The organism is Parafrankia discariae (genome assembly GCF_000373365.1).
Classification (GTDB): Bacteria; Actinomycetota; Actinomycetes; order Frankiales; family Frankiaceae; genus Parafrankia; species Parafrankia discariae.
This window is the reverse complement of sequence record NZ_KB891170.1, coordinates 74,943-92,045: the sequence shown is the minus strand read 5'-3', so window position 1 is coordinate 92,045 and position 17,103 is coordinate 74,943. Positions and strand designations below refer to the sequence as shown.

The 17,103-nt window shown below is 74.5% G+C and carries 12 protein-coding genes; 5 read left to right on the top strand and 7 right to left on the bottom strand.

All coding sequences use genetic code 11. From position 1 onward, the window contains the following. The first annotated feature begins 73 nt into the window (after positions 1-73). Entirely contained in the window at positions 74-1,915 is a 1,842-nt protein-coding gene (locus tag B056_RS0109435) for a class I SAM-dependent methyltransferase (RefSeq protein ID WP_018501621.1), read from the top strand. Between the two features lie 79 nt (positions 1,916-1,994). Here the strand turns inward: B056_RS0109435 and thiC are convergent, their stop codons facing one another. Next, entirely contained in the window at positions 1,995-3,836 is a 1,842-nt protein-coding gene (gene thiC, locus B056_RS0109430; protein WP_020572414.1) for a phosphomethylpyrimidine synthase ThiC, read from the bottom strand. A gap of 40 nt (positions 3,837-3,876) precedes the next feature. Further along, on the bottom strand, positions 3,877-4,968 hold the full coding sequence (locus B056_RS46370) for a hypothetical protein (protein ID WP_018501619.1): 1,092 nt from the start codon (positions 4,966-4,968) through the stop codon (positions 3,877-3,879). A gap of 408 nt (positions 4,969-5,376) precedes the next feature. On the opposite strand from B056_RS46370, the gene B056_RS0109420 reads away from it, so the two are divergent. After that, a complete protein-coding gene (locus B056_RS0109420) occupies positions 5,377-6,321 on the top strand; it encodes a transpeptidase (RefSeq protein ID WP_035750964.1) in 945 nt (314 codons plus the stop codon). A 478-nt stretch (positions 6,322-6,799) separates the two neighbouring features. Here the strand turns inward: B056_RS0109420 and gnd are convergent, their stop codons facing one another. Continuing rightward, positions 6,800-7,822 carry a phosphogluconate dehydrogenase (NAD(+)-dependent, decarboxylating) gene (gene gnd / locus B056_RS0109415; protein WP_018501617.1) on the bottom strand — a complete coding sequence of 341 codons (1,023 nt, stop codon included), beginning with the start codon at positions 7,820-7,822 and terminating at the stop codon, positions 6,800-6,802. Positions 7,823-8,019: 197 nt separating this feature from the next. Between gnd and B056_RS0109405 the strand changes: the two genes are divergently transcribed. After that, positions 8,020-9,558, top strand: a complete 1,539-nt coding sequence (locus tag B056_RS0109405) for a dihydrolipoyl dehydrogenase family protein (RefSeq protein ID WP_035750962.1) — start codon at positions 8,020-8,022, stop codon at positions 9,556-9,558. A 60-nt stretch (positions 9,559-9,618) separates the two neighbouring features. Here the strand turns inward: B056_RS0109405 and B056_RS43540 are convergent, their stop codons facing one another. Together B056_RS43540 and B056_RS0109395 are read right to left on the bottom strand one after the other, a co-directional pair. Beyond that, complete coding sequence (locus tag B056_RS43540; protein WP_018501614.1) at positions 9,619-9,762, bottom strand: GPGG-motif small membrane protein; 144 nt, start codon at positions 9,760-9,762, stop codon at positions 9,619-9,621. Between the two features lie 52 nt (positions 9,763-9,814). Continuing rightward, positions 9,815-11,596, bottom strand: coding sequence for a glycerol-3-phosphate dehydrogenase/oxidase (locus B056_RS0109395; RefSeq protein WP_018501613.1), 1,782 nt, complete (start codon positions 11,594-11,596; stop codon positions 9,815-9,817). Positions 11,597-12,098: 502 nt separating this feature from the next. On the opposite strand from B056_RS0109395, the gene B056_RS0109390 reads away from it, so the two are divergent. Both B056_RS0109390 and B056_RS0109385 read left to right on the top strand, forming a co-directional pair. Further along, positions 12,099-13,271, top strand: a complete 1,173-nt coding sequence (locus B056_RS0109390; RefSeq protein WP_018501612.1) for an acyl-CoA dehydrogenase family protein — start codon at positions 12,099-12,101, stop codon at positions 13,269-13,271. 102 nt (positions 13,272-13,373) lie between these two features. Further along, positions 13,374-14,507, top strand: coding sequence for an acyl-CoA dehydrogenase family protein (locus tag B056_RS0109385; protein ID WP_018501611.1), 1,134 nt, complete (start codon positions 13,374-13,376; stop codon positions 14,505-14,507). Between the two features lie 160 nt (positions 14,508-14,667). Here B056_RS0109385 and B056_RS0109380 read toward each other — a convergent pair whose 3' ends face one another. Together B056_RS0109380 and B056_RS0109375 are read right to left on the bottom strand one after the other, a co-directional pair. Continuing rightward, positions 14,668-16,284, bottom strand: a complete 1,617-nt coding sequence (locus tag B056_RS0109380; protein WP_018501610.1) for a glycerol-3-phosphate dehydrogenase/oxidase — start codon at positions 16,282-16,284, stop codon at positions 14,668-14,670. Next, positions 16,281-16,994 (bottom strand): TetR/AcrR family transcriptional regulator, encoded by a 714-nt coding sequence (locus tag B056_RS0109375; protein ID WP_018501609.1) that lies wholly within the window; start codon positions 16,992-16,994, stop codon positions 16,281-16,283. The genes B056_RS0109380 and B056_RS0109375 overlap by 4 nt, the downstream gene beginning before the upstream one ends. Between the last annotated feature and the right edge of the window lie 109 nt (positions 16,995-17,103).

Genomic DNA, 17,103 nt, shown 5'->3' with positions numbered 1-17,103 from the left:
TGCCCGGTGCCGGTGCCGGTGCCGGGCCCACGGCCGGGGCGCGGGGCGTTCGACCGGCTGGGGTGTGAGAGTCGTGCTGCTGCTGCTACCCATGCTGGTGAGCGTCGGGCTCATCCTGAACGGGATCCGACTGCGCGGCCGGCTGCGCCGGCTGGACACCGTCGCCGCGTCGGGTCGGCCGGTGGACCCCGCCCACGTCTTCCTTGTGGCCGAGGGCGTGCGGCTCTCCGACGCGGCCCGGCGCGCGGCGAGCAACCACGCCCGCCGCGAGCGGCTGCTGGTGCTCGACCTCGTCCCCGCCGACCTCACCGTGGAACGCGCGCTCGACGTGGCCCGGATGGTCGACACCCGGACCTACCGGGCCGACCGCTCGGCGCCCGGCCGGGGTGCCTTCCAGGCCCTGCTGGCGCACGCCGACCTGCTGGACCGGGTCGGCATCACCCAGCGGGAGGGATTCAGCCCGGTCGAGCTGGTCGACATCACGACCCGGCTGAAACGACACGCCCCGGCCGCCACCGACCTGGCCGTCGTTCCCGGGCTGCAGGCCGCGCGCGACGACGCCGCGATGCGGGTACGCGTCCAGCAGCGGGCCTACGCGTGCACCCCGGCGAGTCTGTACATGCCGTACGCGCCGCACATCGGGACCTTCATCGGCGCCCAGATCAACCATCACGTCGCGCTGGTCGCGACGGCGCTGTTCTGGTTCCAGCCCTTCTTCGTCTGCGCCGGGCGGGTTCCGCTCGCCCCCCGCGACCTGATCCGCAGCCCGATCGTCCGCATCCTCGGCCTTGTGATCTTCATCGTGCACTCCGCCCGGGCCGGCCGCCGGGCGAAGGCCGCCGGGCTGCCCGCGGACCCGGCGAAGGAGCAGGCGCGCCGCCGCCGGCAGGAGACAGCCGCCTGGTACGCCGCCCGCGCCCGCCACGTCGGCCGGCTGCGCGAGGCGACCAGCGCCGAGTGCCCCTGGTGCGGGTCGGTCGAACTCGCGGTCCGGGTCCGCTCGCGGGACCTGGAGATGGGCAAGCCCGGGCGGTTCCGCCTCGACGGCTGCGCGGCCTGCGGCCACGTCTTCCTCAACCCGATGATCACCCCGGACGGGCAGGACTACTACGAGCGCGACTGGCGGGACGGCTTCGCCGCCGAGATCGCGGAACACACCCGGGCCCGCGCGGCCGCCGCCGACCGGGCCCGGGCCGAGCTGCTCCGCCCATACACCACCCCACGGGCCTGGCTGGACGTCGGCACCGGCTACGGCCACTTCTGCAACGTCGCCCGGGCCCACTGGCCGGCCACGGTGTTCGGTGGTCTCGACCTCACCGACACGGTGGACGACGCCCACCGGCGGGGCTGGGTGGACACCGCCCACCGCGGCGAGCTGAGCCAGGTAGCGGACGATCTCGCCGGCCGCTACGACGTGATCAGCATGTTCGGCTATCTCGAGCGGACCCGCTACCCGTCGGAGGAGCTGGACGGCGCCGTCAAGGCGCTGGCCCCCGGTGGATACCTGATGATCGAGCTGCCGAACGTGGACTGCCCGGCGGCGCGGCGGCTGCGGGCCTACTGGTCCGGCTGGGACGTGCCGCGCCGGCTGCACTTCATCCCGGCCGACAACCTGCTCGCCGCGTTGGAGGACCGCGGGCTGCGCCCGGTCGCCGTCCAGTTCGGGCCGGCGCTGCGCCCCGGTGACCTCACCCGGGCGCTGGGCCTGCTCATCGAGCGGGTGGCGCCGCGGCGCCGGCCCTGGCTGGACCCGGCCCGCGGCGGGCCGGGACCGCGACTGCTGCGGGTACCGCTGCTGCTGGCCTCGATCGGCCCGTTCCTGCTGGCCGCCGTGCTGGACCGGGCCAGCAGATCCTGGCAGACCCAGGGGCAACGCTCGAACACCTACCGGGTGCTGGCCCGCAAGGAGAGCTGAGGCCGGTAGTCGGTTGGCGTGCGGGCCGCGGGGCTCACCCGGCCGTGGGTTTGGTCGGGGGAGGCCCGCGGCCGTCGGGTCAGGGGGTCTGGCGGTCGGCGAGCGGCAGGTAGATCCGGGCGCCCTGCTCGGCGAACTCCCGGGACTTCTCCGCCAGCCCGGCCTGCACCGCCTCGTCGGTGTCGAGGCCGTGCTCGGCCGCGTACTTGCGGACGTCCTGGGTGATCCGCATCGAGCAGAAGTGCGGGCCGCACATCGAGCAGAAGTGCGCGGACTTCGCGGGCGCCGCGGGCAGGGTCTCGTCGTGGTACTCCCGCGCGGTCTCCGGGTCGAGCGAGAGGTTGAACTGGTCGTCCCAGCGGAAGTCGAACCGCGCGTCCGAGAGCGCGTCGTCCCAGGCCTGGGCGCCCGGGTGCCCCTTCGCCAGGTCGGCCGCGTGCGCTGCGATCTTGTAGGCGATGACCCCGGCCTTGACGTCCTCGCGGTCCGGCAGGCCCAGGTGCTCCTTGGGCGTGACGTAGCAGAGCATCGCCGTCCCGTACCAGCCGATCATCGCGGCGCCGATGGCCGAGGTGATGTGGTCGTAGCCGGGCGCGATGTCGGTGGTGAGCGGGCCGAGGGTGTAGAACGGCGCGTCGTGGCACAGCTCGCGCTGCAGGTCCACGTTTTCCTTGATCTTGTGCAGGGGCACGTGGCCCGGCCCCTCGATCATCACCTGGACGTCGTGCTCCCAGGCGACCGACGTCAGTTCGCCCAGTGTCGCGAGCTCGGCGAGCTGCGCGGCGTCGTTCGCGTCGGCGATGGAGCCGGGGCGCAGGCCGTCACCGAGGGAGAAGGTGACGTCGTAGGCCCGCAGGATCTCGCAGAGCTCGGCGAAGTTCGTGTAGAGGAAGTTCTCCTCATGGTGGGCGAGGCACCACGCCGCCAGGATCGAGCCGCCGCGCGAGACGATGCCGGTCTTGCGCCGCGCGGTCATCGGCACGTAGCGCAGCAGCACCCCGGCGTGGACGGTCATGTAGTCCACACCCTGCTCGGCCTGCTCGATCACCGTGTCCCGGTAGACCTCCCAGGTCAGCTCCTCGGCCTTGCCGCCGACCTTCTCCAGCGCCTGGTAGATCGGCACCGTCCCGATCGGGACGGGCGAGTTCCGGATGATCCACTCCCGGGTGGTGTGGATGTTCCGCCCGGTGGAGAGGTCCATGACGGTGTCGGCGCCCCAGCGGGTCGACCACACCATCTTCTCGACCTCCTCCTCGATGGAGGAGGCGACGGCGGAGTTGCCGATGTTGGCGTTGATCTTCACCAGGAGGTTGCGGCCGATGGCCATCGGCTCGCTCTCGGGGTGGTTCACGTTGGCCGGCAGCACCGCCCGGCCCGCGGCGATCTCGTCGCGCACCAGCTCGGGGGGGAGCCCCTCGCGCAGCGCGACGAACTCCATCTCGGCGGTGATCTCACCCCGCCGGGCGTAGGCGAGCTGGGTCACCGCGCGGCCGGCGGCGGCCCGCCGCGGGGCCTGCCCGGAGCCGAGAAAGACGTCGCCGGCCGGCGCGTCGGACCGCCGCCCGTCGTCGGCGGGCTGGACGGCCCGCCCCTCGATCTCCTCGGTGTCGCCGCGGGCGGCGATCCAGCCGGCCCGCAGCGCGGGCAGGCCGCGTCGCACGTCGACCCCGGAGCCCGGGTCGGTGTACGGCCCGGAGGTGTCATAGAGGACCAGACTGTCGCCCGTGCTCAGTGCGACCTCGCGCATCGGCACCCGCAGGTCGGGCCGGGAGCCGACCAGGTAGGTCTTCCTGCTTCCGGGGAACGGCCGAGCCAGGATGCCCTCCGCCCCGCTGCCGCTGCCGCTGCCGCTGCCGGCGGCCTCGGTCGTCGTGTTGTCGGAAGCCGTGTTGTCGGAATCCGTCGGCCGGATCTGACGCACCACCCTGATCACTCCCTACGCCGGAATTACCCGGACAGGTTCAGGCGGTCGGCGGCACCGGCAGTTGCCTGGCCGCCCTCTCAGCCTCCCAGGGTGGAAGCTCCCGCATCTGCGACGACGCTACGGCAGGTGACTGGCCTCCGCCACCCCCTTGGTCGGCTTCGCCATGTTCGTCACGTACCGTTTCGGGCCATTTCGCGGCGGGATCGCCTGGCCCGGGTGGCGCGGCCGGCCGGTCGGCGGCCTCGACCGGAACCTGCTCGCGCAGGGCCGCGGCGACCAGCGCGGCCGTCTCCGCCGGCGCCTGCCAGAGCTGCTCCACCCCGATGGGGAGGATCCGCCGGCCGGCGGTCCGGGGTCGCCGCGGACCGGGCTGCCCGACCCGCACGAGCAGCCGCCACGGCCCGTACCAGACGTCCAGCCGGCCGGTCGGTGCGTCGGGGGAGCGGGTGGGAGGGGCCAGCACCCGGCCGGCGGGCAGCCCGAACGCCGCCTCGAGCTGCGTGTACCGCAGGCTCAGCATCCGGGGTGTCCGGTGGCCCAGCTCGTCGAGGGTGTCGGCGATCAGGGTGCGTCGACTGATCGGGCCGCGGCGCGCCAGCGCCCGGTGCATCGCCTCGATGGTGACGAAGCCCTGCAGGAGCGCATCGCTGATCACGACGCGGGCGGCGTCGCGCCCACCGCACCACTCGGCCATGTCGACCACCGAGCGGGCCGGCGCGGTACGCGGCGGGAGCCGAGCCCGGTGGACGTCGGCCAGGGCCAGGCGCGCGGTGTGGCGGAACGCGACGCCCACGACGGGCCTACCGCGGCGCCCGGGCGGGACCAGCACCGTCACGACCTCGTCGTCGTGGCCGACGAGCCCGTCGAGGGCGGCGGCCGTGGACCCGCCGAGTACCGCGTTCGGCCCGCCGGCGAGCAGTGCCGCCCAGGCCCGCTGCACCCGCGGTGGCGCGGTGGTGGCGGCGGTGACGAGGACACCGTGCGCGGGCCGCCGCCAGGTGCCGTCGGCCACCCGCGCGCGGATCTCGGCGCGGGTGACGCCGGCGGCGATCGCGTCACGCTCGCTGATGACACCGGACTGCAGGTCGGCGATCTTCCGCCAGGAGGATCGGCCTGGGCTGGGGGCCATGGATAGACGATGCTTGTTGTTGATCCGTTGTGTCCATGAGAAATGGCGGGCTGTGGATAACGTGCATGCCGACCGATACCTGTGTGCAACGCGCGCAGACACCCGCGCCGCTCGCCGGTGGGCCCCGGCACGCCCGGTGACCAGGTTCCGTGCCGACCTCCGCACTGGCCTCCACGTCGGCCTCCACGTCGGGCTCCGCGTCGGGCCCGCGCTGGTGGCGGGCGGCGCGGTGGGCGGAGTGGTTCGTGGCACCCACCCGGCGAGCCCGTATCGTGTGCGACCGGCACGTCCGCGATGTTGCGGGTGTGTTGCCGCACAGCACCGCCCTTGCGCATGTGATGGTGGTAAGCGATGCGGGAGGCGCGGAGGTGGCTGGAGAGGCGCGGCTTCGGCCTGGAAGTCGGAGGAATGGCGACACACCGTAGGTCCGGGTGGTCCGAGGACCGCCGGCTCAGGAGCGCGCGCGGCGTACGCGGCGACCGTGCCACCGCGCAGACCGTCGCGATCGGGATGGCCGCGGTCGGCGCGACGCTGGTGGTCGGCGCCGCCGGAGCACTGCACGTGACCGGCTCGGCGGAGGATCCGGACATGTCGACGACTGCGCAGGCTCGAGACGGGGTTGTTCCCGCCACTTCGACGCGGCCGGAGGTGGCCACGCCGCACCGCATCACCGACTCGGCCGACAGCCCCGGGCCCACGGCCTCCGGTGGCCACGAGGCCGTCGCCCCGGGCGCGCGGCCGGCCGCCGGCGTGATCCCCGGCGTCGGCGACCTCATGATGGCGCGGATCCCGTCGTCGACCAGGCAGGTCATCGTCGTGACCGGCGCCGACCAGTCGTCGACCGTGAACCGCGTCGTGCTCTGGCAGCGCGCGGACGCCGACGCCCCCTGGACGGCCGTTGGCGCGGAGATCCCCGGCCGCAACGGGGCCAACGGCTGGAGCCACGACCACGTCGAGGGCGATCTGCGCAGTCCGGTGGGCGTGTTCAGCCTCACCGCGGCCGGGGGCCGCTACGCCGACCCGGGCACCGCGCTCCCCTACGAGTACCGCCCGTCCTTCTACCAGGCCGGCGGCTACGAGGGCGACCCGATGGGGGAGGCCTTCAACTACGTGGTCGCGATCGACTACAACCGGCTGCCGGGGCATCCGCCGTCCGACCCGACCCGGCCGCTGGGTGCCGCGGCCGGCGGGGACATCTGGCTGCACGTGGACCACAACACGCCCACGCGCGGCTGCGTCAGCCTCCCGCAGGCCTCGATGGAGACTGTCCTGCACTGGCTGGCCCCGAGCAGTCATCCCATGATCATCATGGGTGACCGGGCAAGCCTGCAGGCGTCCGCCGGCCAGCAGTGATCCCGGCCGCGTCGCCGGGGGGCCACGGGCCGCCGCCGGCCGCCGTCACTGGGTGCTGGCGGTCGCCAGCGATCAGAATGACGTATATCGGACGAAATTCTCGCGGGCCGGGGCGGCCTGCTCGCCTTTTGGCATCCCGCTCGTCCTTTCGGGCGAGATTTCGCTGAAAAAGCCCCCGAAACGGCGAGAAAGAAACCAAACGGCTAGTAGCTGAGCGCCAGAAGCGGGCCGCGATGTCCGCTGTCCGGCCCGAGGTGTCCGCAGGCCGGGCCAAGCCAGGCCAGGTGTCCGCTGTCCGGCCCAAGGCTCGTCACCGGCCGGGCTCGCCCGGACCTGGGCTCCGGCCGGCAGCCCCACCAGCACAACCGCCCACCAGCGCAACCACGGGGGTCCGGCGCAACCGTGGTGGCCCAGCGCAACCGTGGCGGTCGAGTGCGGAGCGTGGACACACTGACGCGCTCGACCGCCACGGTTTCTCCTAGCCTTCCGTCTTCTTCTCGGCGTGGCCGCCGAACTGCTTGCGCATCGCGGACAGGAGCTTGTCGGCGAACAGCGACTCGCCGCGCGAGCTGAACCGCTCGAAGAGCGAAGCGGTCAGCACGTGGGCCGGAACGCCCTCCTCGACCGCGGCCAGCACCGTCCACCGGCCCTCGCCGGAGTCGGAGACCCGGCCGCCGAACTCGGTGAGCTTCGGGTCCTCGGCGAGCGCGGTGGCGGTCAGGTCCAGCAGCCAGGAGCTGACCACGCTGCCGCGCCGCCACACCTCGGCGACGGAGGCGATGTCGAAGTCGTACTGGTAGTACTCCGGATGGGCCAGCGGTGCCGTCTCGGCGTCGTGCAGGGCGGCCTCGGAGCGCCCGATGCCGGCCTTCTCCAGGATGCCCATGCCCTCGGCGAAGGCCGCCATCATGCCGTACTCGATCCCGTTGTGGATCATCTTGACGAAGTGGCCCGCCCCGTTCGGGCCACAGTAGAGGTAGCCCTTCTCGGCCTGGGCGATCTCGCCCGTCCGGCCCGGGGTCCGCGGCGCGGTGTCGACGCCGGGCGCGATCGTCTCGAACAGCGGCTCGAGGCGGGCGGCCACCTCCGGCTCGCCGCCGATCATCAGGCAGTAGCCGCGCTCCAGTCCGAACACGCCGCCTGAGGTGCCGACGTCCAGATAGTGCAGGCCGCGCTCGGCCAGCTTCGCGGCCCGGTCGACGTCGTCCCGGTAGTAGGAGTTGCCGCCGTCGATGATGATGTCACCGGCCTCGAAGTGCTCCGCGAGCTCGAAGACGGTCTGGCCGGTCAGACCGGCCGGCACCATGACCCAGGCCGCCCGCGGGGTGCTCAGCGCGGCCGCGAACTCGGCCAGCGAGTTGGCGCCCACGGCGCCCTCGGCGGCCAGTGACCGCACCGTCTCGGGGTTCACGTCGTAGACCACACATTCGTGCCCGTCGCGCATCAGCCGGCGGACGAGGTTCGCGCCCATCCGGCCGAGTCCGATCATTCCGAGCTGCATCTGAACTCCCGATGGTCCTGCACGGACCGGTCGAAGGTGAGGTCCTCGAGCTCCATCCTGCCGTCGGCACCGGGACACCTCGTCGCGTCCTCGGTCACGCCCGGTGGGCGGTCCACCCGGTGCGGTGGCGTTCAGGCGGAACGGGGCAGGTGAGATGGTGCCTCGCGACGCTGGTCCCGACGCGGAGAGGTGTGCCCATGAGTAGGTCCGACGACGCCGACGGAGGTACGGGCGCCAGCGAGGCCGACGTGATCGTGATCGGAGCCGGGCCGGCGGGCGAGGTGGTGGCCGGCCGGTGCGCCGAGGCGGGCCTGTCGGTGACGGTGATCGAGCGCGAGCGGGTCGGCGGGGAGTGCTCCTACTGGGGCTGCATCCCCAGCAAGACGCTGCTGCGCCCCGGCGAGGTCCTGGCGGCCGCCAGAGCCGTCCCCGGGGCGGCGCCCGCCGTCGGCGGGATCGACGCCGCGGCGGCGTTCGCCCGGCGCGACGAGATGGTCGGCGGGTACTCCGACGCGGGCCAGCTCCCGTGGCTGCGCGAGCGCGGTGTGGTGGTGCGGCGCGGGGCCGGCCGGCTGGTCGGCGAACGTCGGGTCGCGGTGCGCGCGCCGGACGGCGCGGAGGAGGTCCTCACCGCGGCCCGCGCGGTCGTCCTGGCGACCGGTACGCGGGCCACCGTCCCGCCGGTCCCCGGGCTCGCCGGAGCCGATCCGTGGGACAACCGGTCCGCGACCGGTGCCCGCGCGGTGCCCGCCCGCCTCGCCGTGCTCGGCGGTGGCGCCGTCGGCGCCGAGCTCGCGCAGGCGTTCCGCCGCCTGGGCAGCGCGGAGGTCACCATCATCGAGGGCGGCCCCCGCCTGCTCGCGCACGAGGAGCCGTTCGCCGGCGACGAGGTGCGGGCGGCGTTCGAGGCCGAGGGCATCACGGTCCACACCGGCCGACGGGCCGTGGCCGTCCACCGGGAGGCCCCGGCAGCGGGCACGCCGGCAGGATCGGGCACGCCGGCAGGATCGGGTGAGCTCGCCGGGCCGGGCGCGCCGCGCGGGGCCGTGGTGGTCACCCTGGACGGTGGCAGCGGTGGCAGCGGCGTCGGCGGGCCCGAGCGCGTCGTCGCGGACGAGATCCTGGTCGCCGTCGGGCGGACGCCCGCCACCGGCGAACTCGGCCTGCCCGCGGTCGGCCTGCCCGAGGGGGGCTTCGTCGAGGTCGACGACCGGATGCGGGCCACCGGCGTGGCCGGGGACTGGCTCTACGCCGTCGGGGACGTCAACGGCCGGGCGCTGCTCACCCACATGGGCAAGTACCAGGCGCGGGTGGCGGCCGACGCCATCACCGGCCGCCTCGACCCGGCGGGCCGGGCCGCCGCCGACCGCGCCGACCCGGGGGCCGTCCCACGGGTCACGTTCACCGATCCGCAGGTGAGCGCCGTCGGCCGAACCGAGGCGGCGGCCCGGGCGGCCGGTCTGGATGTCCGCGTCGTCACCGTCCCGACGGCGTCGGTGGCCGGGTCGTCGGTGCGCGGCACCGAGGCCGTCGGGACGTCCCAGATCGTGGTGGACACCGCCCGCCGGGTGTTGGTCGGGGCGACGTTCGTCGGCCACGACACGCAGGAGATGGTGCACGCCGCGGCCATCGCGATCGTCGGGGCGGTCCCGCTGGAAGATCTGTGGCACGCGGTGCCGTCCTTCCCCACGGTCAGTGAGGTCTGGTTGCGCCTGCTGGAGGCCTACGGCCTGTGACCGGCAGGCGGGCCCGCCGCGGGCCCGGACCCGGGCCCGCGGCGGGTTGGCTCGGCGCCGTCAGGTGAAGATCGAGACACCGCCGGGGCCGACGAGCAGGCCGATGACGATGAGCGCGATCCCGTACAGGATGGCGCCCCGGACCAGGGAGACGATGCCCGCGATCACCAGGATGACGGCGATCAGCCAGAGAATGAATTCCATGGTCGTCTCGTTCCTTACCCGAGGTCAACAAAACCTCCCCGGGACGTTCGGATCAGGCCGGGGCGGCGGCGCCGCGGCCCTCCGGCACGACCGGGCGGACGTCGGGAGCGCCCAGCCTGGCCGCGTCGGCGGTGTGGTCGTCGGCCTGCCGCTGTGACTCGAGCTCGGCGGTGACCCGGGCCCGGTAGTGATCGATCTCGCGCCCGACGGTGGCGGAGCTCCAGCCGAGGACGGGGGCGATCAGTTCGGCGACCTGGGGGGCCGCCTCCAGGCCGCGGTCGGCCGTCTCGATCGAGATACGGGTCCGCCGGGTCAGGACGTCCTCGAGGTGCAGCGCGCCCTCGTGGGACGCCGCGTACACGGCCTCGACCGCCAGGTACTTCGGGGCGCCGAGCAGCGGGCGGCCGAGCTCGGCCCGCTCCGCGACGAGCGCCAGCAGCTCCTCGACGAGGGTGCCGTACCGGTGCAGCAGGTGCTCCACCCAGGCGACGTGCAGCCCGGAGGCGCGGGCCAGGCCCTCCCGGGCGTTCCACAGCGCCGGGTAGCCGTCCGCGCCGAGCAGCGGGACGCGGTCGGTGCACGACGGCGGCACCGAGCGGCTCATCCCGGCGGTCGCCGCGTCGACGGCGTCCGCCGCCATCACCCGGTAGGTCGTGTACTTGCCGCCGGCGACCATGGTGAGCCCGGCGACCGGGCTGACCACGGCGTGCTCCCGGGACAGCTGGGAGGTGTCCTCCGACTCGCCGGCCAGCAGCGGCCGCAGGCCGGCGTAGACGCCGGTGATGTCCTCGGTGGTCAGCGGCGTGCGCAGCACCCGGTTGACGGTGTCGAGCAGGTAGGAGATGTCCGCGCTGCTGGCGGCCGGGTGCGCGAGGTCGAGGTTCCACTCGGTGTCGGTCGTCCCGACGATCCAGTGGCTGCCCCACGGGATCACGAACAGGACACTTTTCTCGGTGCGCAGGATCAGCCCGGTCGAGCCGTGGATGCGGTCGCGGGGGACCACGATGTGGACACCCTTCGACGCGCGCACCGAGAGCTGCCCGCGCCCGCCGACCATCGCCTGGATGTCGTCCGTCCACACCCCGGCCGCGTTGATCGTCTGCGCGGCGCGGACCTCCAGGTCGACCCCGTTCTCCAGGTCGCGCACCCGCACCCCGGCGACCCGGTCACCCTCCCGCACCAGCCCGGTGACCTGGGCGCTGGTGGCGACGAGCGCGCCGTAGCGGGCTGCCGTGCGGGCGACGAACATGGTGTGCCGGGCGTCGTCGACCTGCCCGTCCCAGTACTGGATGGCGCCGACGAGCGCGTCGGCGCGCAGCGACGGGAACTCGCGCAGCGCCGCCTTGCGGGTCAGGTGCCGGTGCAGCGGAACACCCCCGCTGCGGGGGGCGCTACCGTCCCCGCCCGGCCGGGGGGCGATGCGCCCGATGCCCTGCCCGAGGGTGTCGTAGAGCAGCACGCCGCTGCCGATGTAGGCGCGTTCCCAGCCGTGATGGGTCAGCGGGAGCAGGAACGGGATCGCCCGGACGAGGTGCGGGGCGATCGTCTCCAGCAGCAGCGACCGCTCGCGCAGCGCCTCGCGGACGAGGGCCCCGTTGAGCTGCTCCAGATAGCGCAGGCCACCGTGGATCAGCTTGCTCGACCGGCTGGACGTCCCGGCGGCGAGGTCGCGGGCCTCGAGCAGGGCCACCGACAGGCCACGGCTGGCCGCGTCGAGCGCCACCCCGGCGCCGGTGACGCCGCCGCCGATCACGACGACGTCCACCGGCTCGGCGCGCATGCGCCGCAGCGCGGCTGCCCGGCTGGCCGGGTCGAGGCGGGCGGTACCGGTCATGGTGTGTGGATCCCCCTTCGACCGTTTCCTGTCCTGGGCGTCCTGCGCTGGGCTGTGCTGTGCCGGGCGGTCCCGGGTGTTCCTGGCCCGGGTGTCGCGGTCCTGGGTGTTCCTGTCCCGGGTGCCGAGGTGCTCGGCGCTGCTGTCCCTGGCGTTGCTGTCCCTGGTGTCGCCGTCCCGCGGTGCGGACGGCTCCGTTCCATCGTGCCGGCAGTTGCTGCGCGCCGCTCACGCTGAGGTGAACGGTGGGTGTCGATCGGGCGCACGGGGGCGCGGATGGCCTCCATGATGCCCAGCGCCGCCGCCGCCGGGTCCGGTCTGGGCAGTGGCGGTCGTCGCGCCGGCTGATCCCGGGCCCCTGTTTGAGCCCGGCGCCGCCTGCCGGGGCCCGGATGGGGCATGCTGGTCGGGCGAATCGATCTGCTGCCGTCGCACACCGTCGGGCGGGGGTGCCCGACCAGGGGGCCGCCCGATCCACGACCTGGCCCGGAGTGGTGATCAGATGGACCTGACCTTCAGCGCCGCGGAGGAGGCGTTCCGCGCGGACCTGCGGAGCTGGCTCGCCGAGAGCGTTCCCGCGGCGTGGCGGGAGCCGGGCTTCTGGGCTGGCGTCCCCGACGACGAGGCCTTCGGGCTGCGCCGGGAGTGGGAGCGCCGCAAGTTCGACGCGGGCTTCGCCGGCATCGACTGGCCCACCGAGTACGGCGGGCGCGGCGGCACCCCCGGCATGAAGGCGATCTACGACGAGGAGCTGGCGCTCGTCCGCGCGCCCGCCACCGTCAACCCGCTCGGCCTCGCCTTCCTCGCGCCGACGATCATGGCGGTCGGCACGGACGAGCAGAAACGCGAGGTCATCCGTCCGCTGCTGCGCTGCGACGTGATCTGGTGCCAGGGTTTCTCCGAGCCGGACGCGGGCTCCGACCTGGCCGCGCTACGGACGTCCGGCGTGGCCGACGGCGACGACATCGTCGTCAACGGCCAGAAGGTCTGGACGACCAACGCCAGCCACGGCGACCGGATCTTCACCATGGTCCGCACCGAGCCGGGCAGCCAGCGCCACCGCGGCCTGTCGATGCTGCTGCTCGACATGCACCAGGCCGGCGTCGAGGTGCGGCCGCTGCGGCAGATGAGCGGGGCGACCGAGTTCGGCGAGGTGTTCTTCACCGACGCCCGGGTGCCCGCCCGTGAGTGCCTCGGCGGCCTGGGCAACGGCTGGGCAACGGCGATGCTGTTGCTCTCCTTCGAGCGCGGCGCGTCGGGCATCTCGCAGTACACCGCCTTCCGGCAGACCTACGACGAGATCGTCCGGGCGGCCCGGGCGCTGGGGCGCGACACCGACCCGGTGCTGCGCCAGGAGCTCGGCCGCCGGCTGGCCGAGCTCGAGTGCCTGCGCTACCACGCCATGCACGTGCTCACCCAGGTGGAGCGGGGCGCCGACCTGGGCGCCGAGTCGTCGATGACCAAGTTGCAGTGGTCCGAGACCTACCAGGACCTGTTCGAGACCTTCGACGACCTGCTGGGCGCCGACGCCGCGGTCAGCACGCCCGTCGCGGGCCTCGACCTCTCCGCTCTGCAGTCGGAGGGGTTCTGGTCCAGGTCGGTCACCATCTGGGGCGGTTCGTCGCAGGTGCAACGCAACATCGTCGCCGAGCGGGTGCTCGGCCTGCCGCGCTGAGCCGCGGTACGCCGTGCCGTGCGAGCGACGCCGTGCGAGCGGTGCCGAGCGAGCGGTGCCGAGCGGTGTTGAGCCGCGCCGAGTCCGGAAGGGACCACCGAAGTGTTCTTTGCGCTGACTGACGAGCAGCGGGCCCTGGGCGAGACCGTCCGGGCCTTCCTCTCCGACCGTTTCGACCTCACGGCGGTGCGGGCGGTGTTCGAGGACACCGCCGGCGACGGGCACCCGCCGGAGCTGTGGAAGTCGGTGGGGGAGCAGGGCTGGCTGGCGGTGTGCGTCCCCGAGGAGTTCGACGGACTCGGCCTCGGGCTGCTGGACGCCCAGGTGGTCGCCCGCGAGCTCGGCGCGGGGGCCGTCCCGGGGCCGTGGCTGCCGACGGTGCTGGCGGGAGAGGCGGTCCGGCTCGCCGGGTCGGACGCGCAGCGGGCCGAACTGTTGCCGCGCCTCGCCGACGGTGATCTCGTGGCGACGGTGGCCCTGCGGGGAGCCGGCGGCGCCTGGGACGCCTCCGGCGTCGCGGTCACCGCCCGCGGCGATGAGCTGTCCGGGACGGCGTCGCCCGTCGAGTATCCCGGGGTCGCCAACCTCGTCGTCGTCGCGGCGGCCGAGCCCGGCCCCGCCGGTGCGGATCCCGCCGGGGGCGGTGTGGGCCTGTACCTGCTCGACCCCGCCGCGGCCGGTGTCACCGTCCGCCCGCTGGCCGGTCCCGACGGGACCACCCGGCTCGCCGCCCTGGAACTGGCCGGGGCACGGGCCCGGCGGCTGCCCGGTTCGTCGGTGGCGGCGCTCGCCGACCTCGTCCGGCGCGGCGCGCTGCTCACGGCGGCGGACCAGGCCGGGGTCGCCCGCGAGGCGCTGACCAGGACGGTCCGCTACGACCGGGAGCGCATCCAGTTCGGCCGGCCGGTCGGCTCGTTCCAGGCGCTCAAGCACCAGCTCGCGGACCTGCACGTCGCGGTCACGATGGCCGAGCACGCCGTGATGTACGCCGCGCACGCGCTCGACGCCGGCCTCGACGACCTGGAGCTCGCGGTCGCCGTCGCCAAGGCGAAGGCCAGCCAGGCGGCCCGCGACGCGACCGCGGCGATGATCCAGTACCACGGCGGCATCGGTTACACCTGGGAACACGAGGCGCACTTCTTCTACAAGCGGGCCCGCCGGCTGTACGGGGCGTTCGGTGACCCGCCCGCCCATCTCGAGCGGGTCGCCGCGCTGACCGTCGACTCCCTGGCCTGACGGCCTGACGGCCTGACGGCCTGACGGCCTGACGGCCTGACGGCCTGACGGCCTGACGGCCTGACGGCCTGACGGCNGGCCTGACGGCCTGACGGCCTGACGGCCTGACGGCCTGACGGCCTGACGGCCTGACGGCCTGACGGCCTGACGGCCTGACGGCTCAGTCGATCGGCGAGCCGGCGGGGACGGCACAGGCCGCCAGCACTTCGCGGGCCGCGTCGAGCGCCGCCGCGCGGTCGGCGGGGACCAGCCCGACGCGGGTCCGCCGGTCGAGCAGGTCGTCGGCGTCAAGCGCTCCCTCGTGGCGCACGGCGAACATCAGCTCGGCGCGGGTGACCGCGACCCCGTCGGCGATCGGCGTGAGCAGCCCCGGATCGTGCTCGGCCAGGGCCAGCACCGCCGGGGCCTGGGTCCCGTAGCGGGCCACCAGCCGGCGCGGCGCCGGCACGGCGGCGAGGACCCGGCGCGAGGCCGCCCCGACGAGGGGGAGCCGGTCGGTCCGGCAGGGCCCGGCGTCCAGGTTGGCCTGGGCGACGGCGGCGTCCACCGCGTCCGCCGCCATCCGCCGGTAGGTGGTCAGCTTGCCGCCCACCACGGTGATCACACCGTCGGGCCCGACGTGGACGGCGTGCCGCCGGGACAGGTCCGCGGTGCGCCCGCTCGGGCCGTCCAGCAGCGGGCGCAACCCGGCGAACGCCCCCAGCAGGTCCGCGCGGTCGACCGGGGTGGCCAGCACGCTCGACACGACATTCAGCAGCTGGGTGATCTCCTGGGGATCCGGCGTCGGAACGTCCGTGACCTCGTCCGTCGGGATGTCGGTCAGGCCCACGTACACCCGCCCGTCGCCCTGCGGCAGGACGAGGGCGTACCGGTTGCGCTCGCCGGGGATCGGCACCGACAGCGCCGTCGGCGTGCCGCCGAACGCCGCCGCGGGCAGCACCAGGTGGGTGCCGCGGCTGGGGCGCAGCCGCACCTGCGGCGCGAGCGCGGGCGCCCAGACGCCGGTCGCGTTCACCACGGTGCGGGCCCGCAGCGTGCACCGGGTGCCCGTCAGGGTGTCGACCACCTCGACGCGGGCCGGCTCCGGCGGCAGGCCACCGTGCCCCGCCGCGCGCGCCGGGCCGTACCCCGAGCTCCCCACCGACAGCACGCGGACCCGGGTCAGCACCCGGGCGCCGAACGCGGCCGCCGTCCGGGCGATCGTCACGACCAGGCGGGCGTCGTCGACGAGCTGGCCGTCCCAGTGGAGCAGGCCGCCGCGCAGCCCGGCCTCGCGCAGCCCGGGGACCATCCCGAGCGTCTCGACCGCCGACATCCGCCGCGGTGGCGGCAGCACCGTGCTCGGCGTTCGGGCGCCTCGCCGCAGCAGGTCCGCCAGGCCCATCCCGGCCCGGGCCAGCAGCGCCGAGCCGGCGGGGACGTCCTCGGTGAGCGGCAGCACGATCGGCAGCGGGTGCACCAGGTGTGGTGCGGTGCGGCGCATCAGGATCTCGCGCTCCAGCGCGCTCTCCCGCGCCAGCCCGAGGTCACCGGAGGCGAGGTAGCGCAGCCCGCCGTGGACGAGCTTCGAGCTCCAGCGGCTGGTGCCGAAGGCCAGATCGTACGCCTCGACGAGGGCGACGGACAGCCCGCGCGAGGCTGCGTCGAGCGCCACCCCGGCGCCGGTGACGCCGCCGCCGACGACGAGGAGATCGACGGCCTCGCCGCCCGCGAGCTCGGCGAGCTCGCGGGCGCGGCGGTCGGCGGTGAGCGACGAGCGGTCGAACGGTGTGCTCATGACGGCGCTCCCGGGTGCTCGATCGGCCGGATCTCGTCAACCGCGGCCTCGGCTGTCTCGGCTGCTTCGCCGGCGCGCGGGGCCAGGTAGCCGTCCAGGGTCAGGTGAAGCTCACGCGCCAGTGCCTCCTCGGTGATCTCGTCGCCCAGCGCACCCGCGGAGAGAACGTATGACTGCACGATGAGCAGCACCATCCGTGCCTGGGCCGCCGGGTCGCCCGCCCGGACGGCGCCGCCCGCCTGCGCCGCGCGCAGCTGCTCGCACAGCAGCTCCAGGACGAGCCGCTGGGTCGCGCCGAGGCGCTCCAGGACGTAGGGGACCAGCAGCTCCGGGTCCGTTTCGGTGATCTTGCGGAACAGCGGGTTCGCGCGGAAGGCCCGCGCCGCGGCGACCAGGTAGCGCACCAGGCCGGCCCGCGTGCCGGCGGCCAGGGACGGCTCGGCCGCTCGCGCCGCGGCCGTGACGATCCGGCCCCACTCGCGCGTCATCACGTCGCCCACGAGAGCGCGCAGGTCGGGCCAGCGTCGGTACAGCGTCATCCGGCTGATGCCGGCGCGCCGGGCCACGTCGGTGGCGGTCGTCCGGCGCACGCCGACGCTGAGCAGCGACGCGGCGGCGGCGTCCAGGACGGCCGAGTCGGAGCTCTCGCCGCGCCGGCCCGCCGCGGGGGCGGGTGCCGGCAGGGTGCGGGGTGCTGTCGGCCCGGTCACCGGTCGCCTCCCTCCCGGATCGTGTGACGCCGCTGGTCGTGTGACGCCGCTGGTCGTGTGACGCCGCTGGTCGTGTGACGCCGCTGGTCGTGTGACGCCGCTGGTCGTG

Excerpts from the sequence above, each read along its gene's own strand:
- B056_RS46370 (WP_018501619.1), bottom strand. The coding sequence starts at position 4,968 with ATGGCCCCCAGCCCAGGCCGATCCTCCTGGCGGAAGATCGCCGACCTG.
- B056_RS0109420 (WP_035750964.1), top strand. The coding sequence starts at position 5,377 with ATGGCGACACACCGTAGGTCCGGGTGGTCCGAGGACCGCCGGCTCAGG.
- gnd (WP_018501617.1), bottom strand. The coding sequence starts at position 7,822 with ATGCAGCTCGGAATGATCGGACTCGGCCGGATGGGCGCGAACCTCGTC.
- B056_RS0109405 (WP_035750962.1), top strand. The coding sequence starts at position 8,020 with ATGAGTAGGTCCGACGACGCCGACGGAGGTACGGGCGCCAGCGAGGCC.
- B056_RS43540 (WP_018501614.1), bottom strand. The coding sequence starts at position 9,762 with ATGGAATTCATTCTCTGGCTGATCGCCGTCATCCTGGTGATCGCGGGC.
- B056_RS0109395 (WP_018501613.1), bottom strand. The coding sequence starts at position 11,596 with ATGACCGGTACCGCCCGCCTCGACCCGGCCAGCCGGGCAGCCGCGCTG.
- B056_RS0109390 (WP_018501612.1), top strand. The coding sequence starts at position 12,099 with ATGGACCTGACCTTCAGCGCCGCGGAGGAGGCGTTCCGCGCGGACCTG.
- B056_RS0109380 (WP_018501610.1), bottom strand. The coding sequence starts at position 16,284 with ATGAGCACACCGTTCGACCGCTCGTCGCTCACCGCCGACCGCCGCGCC.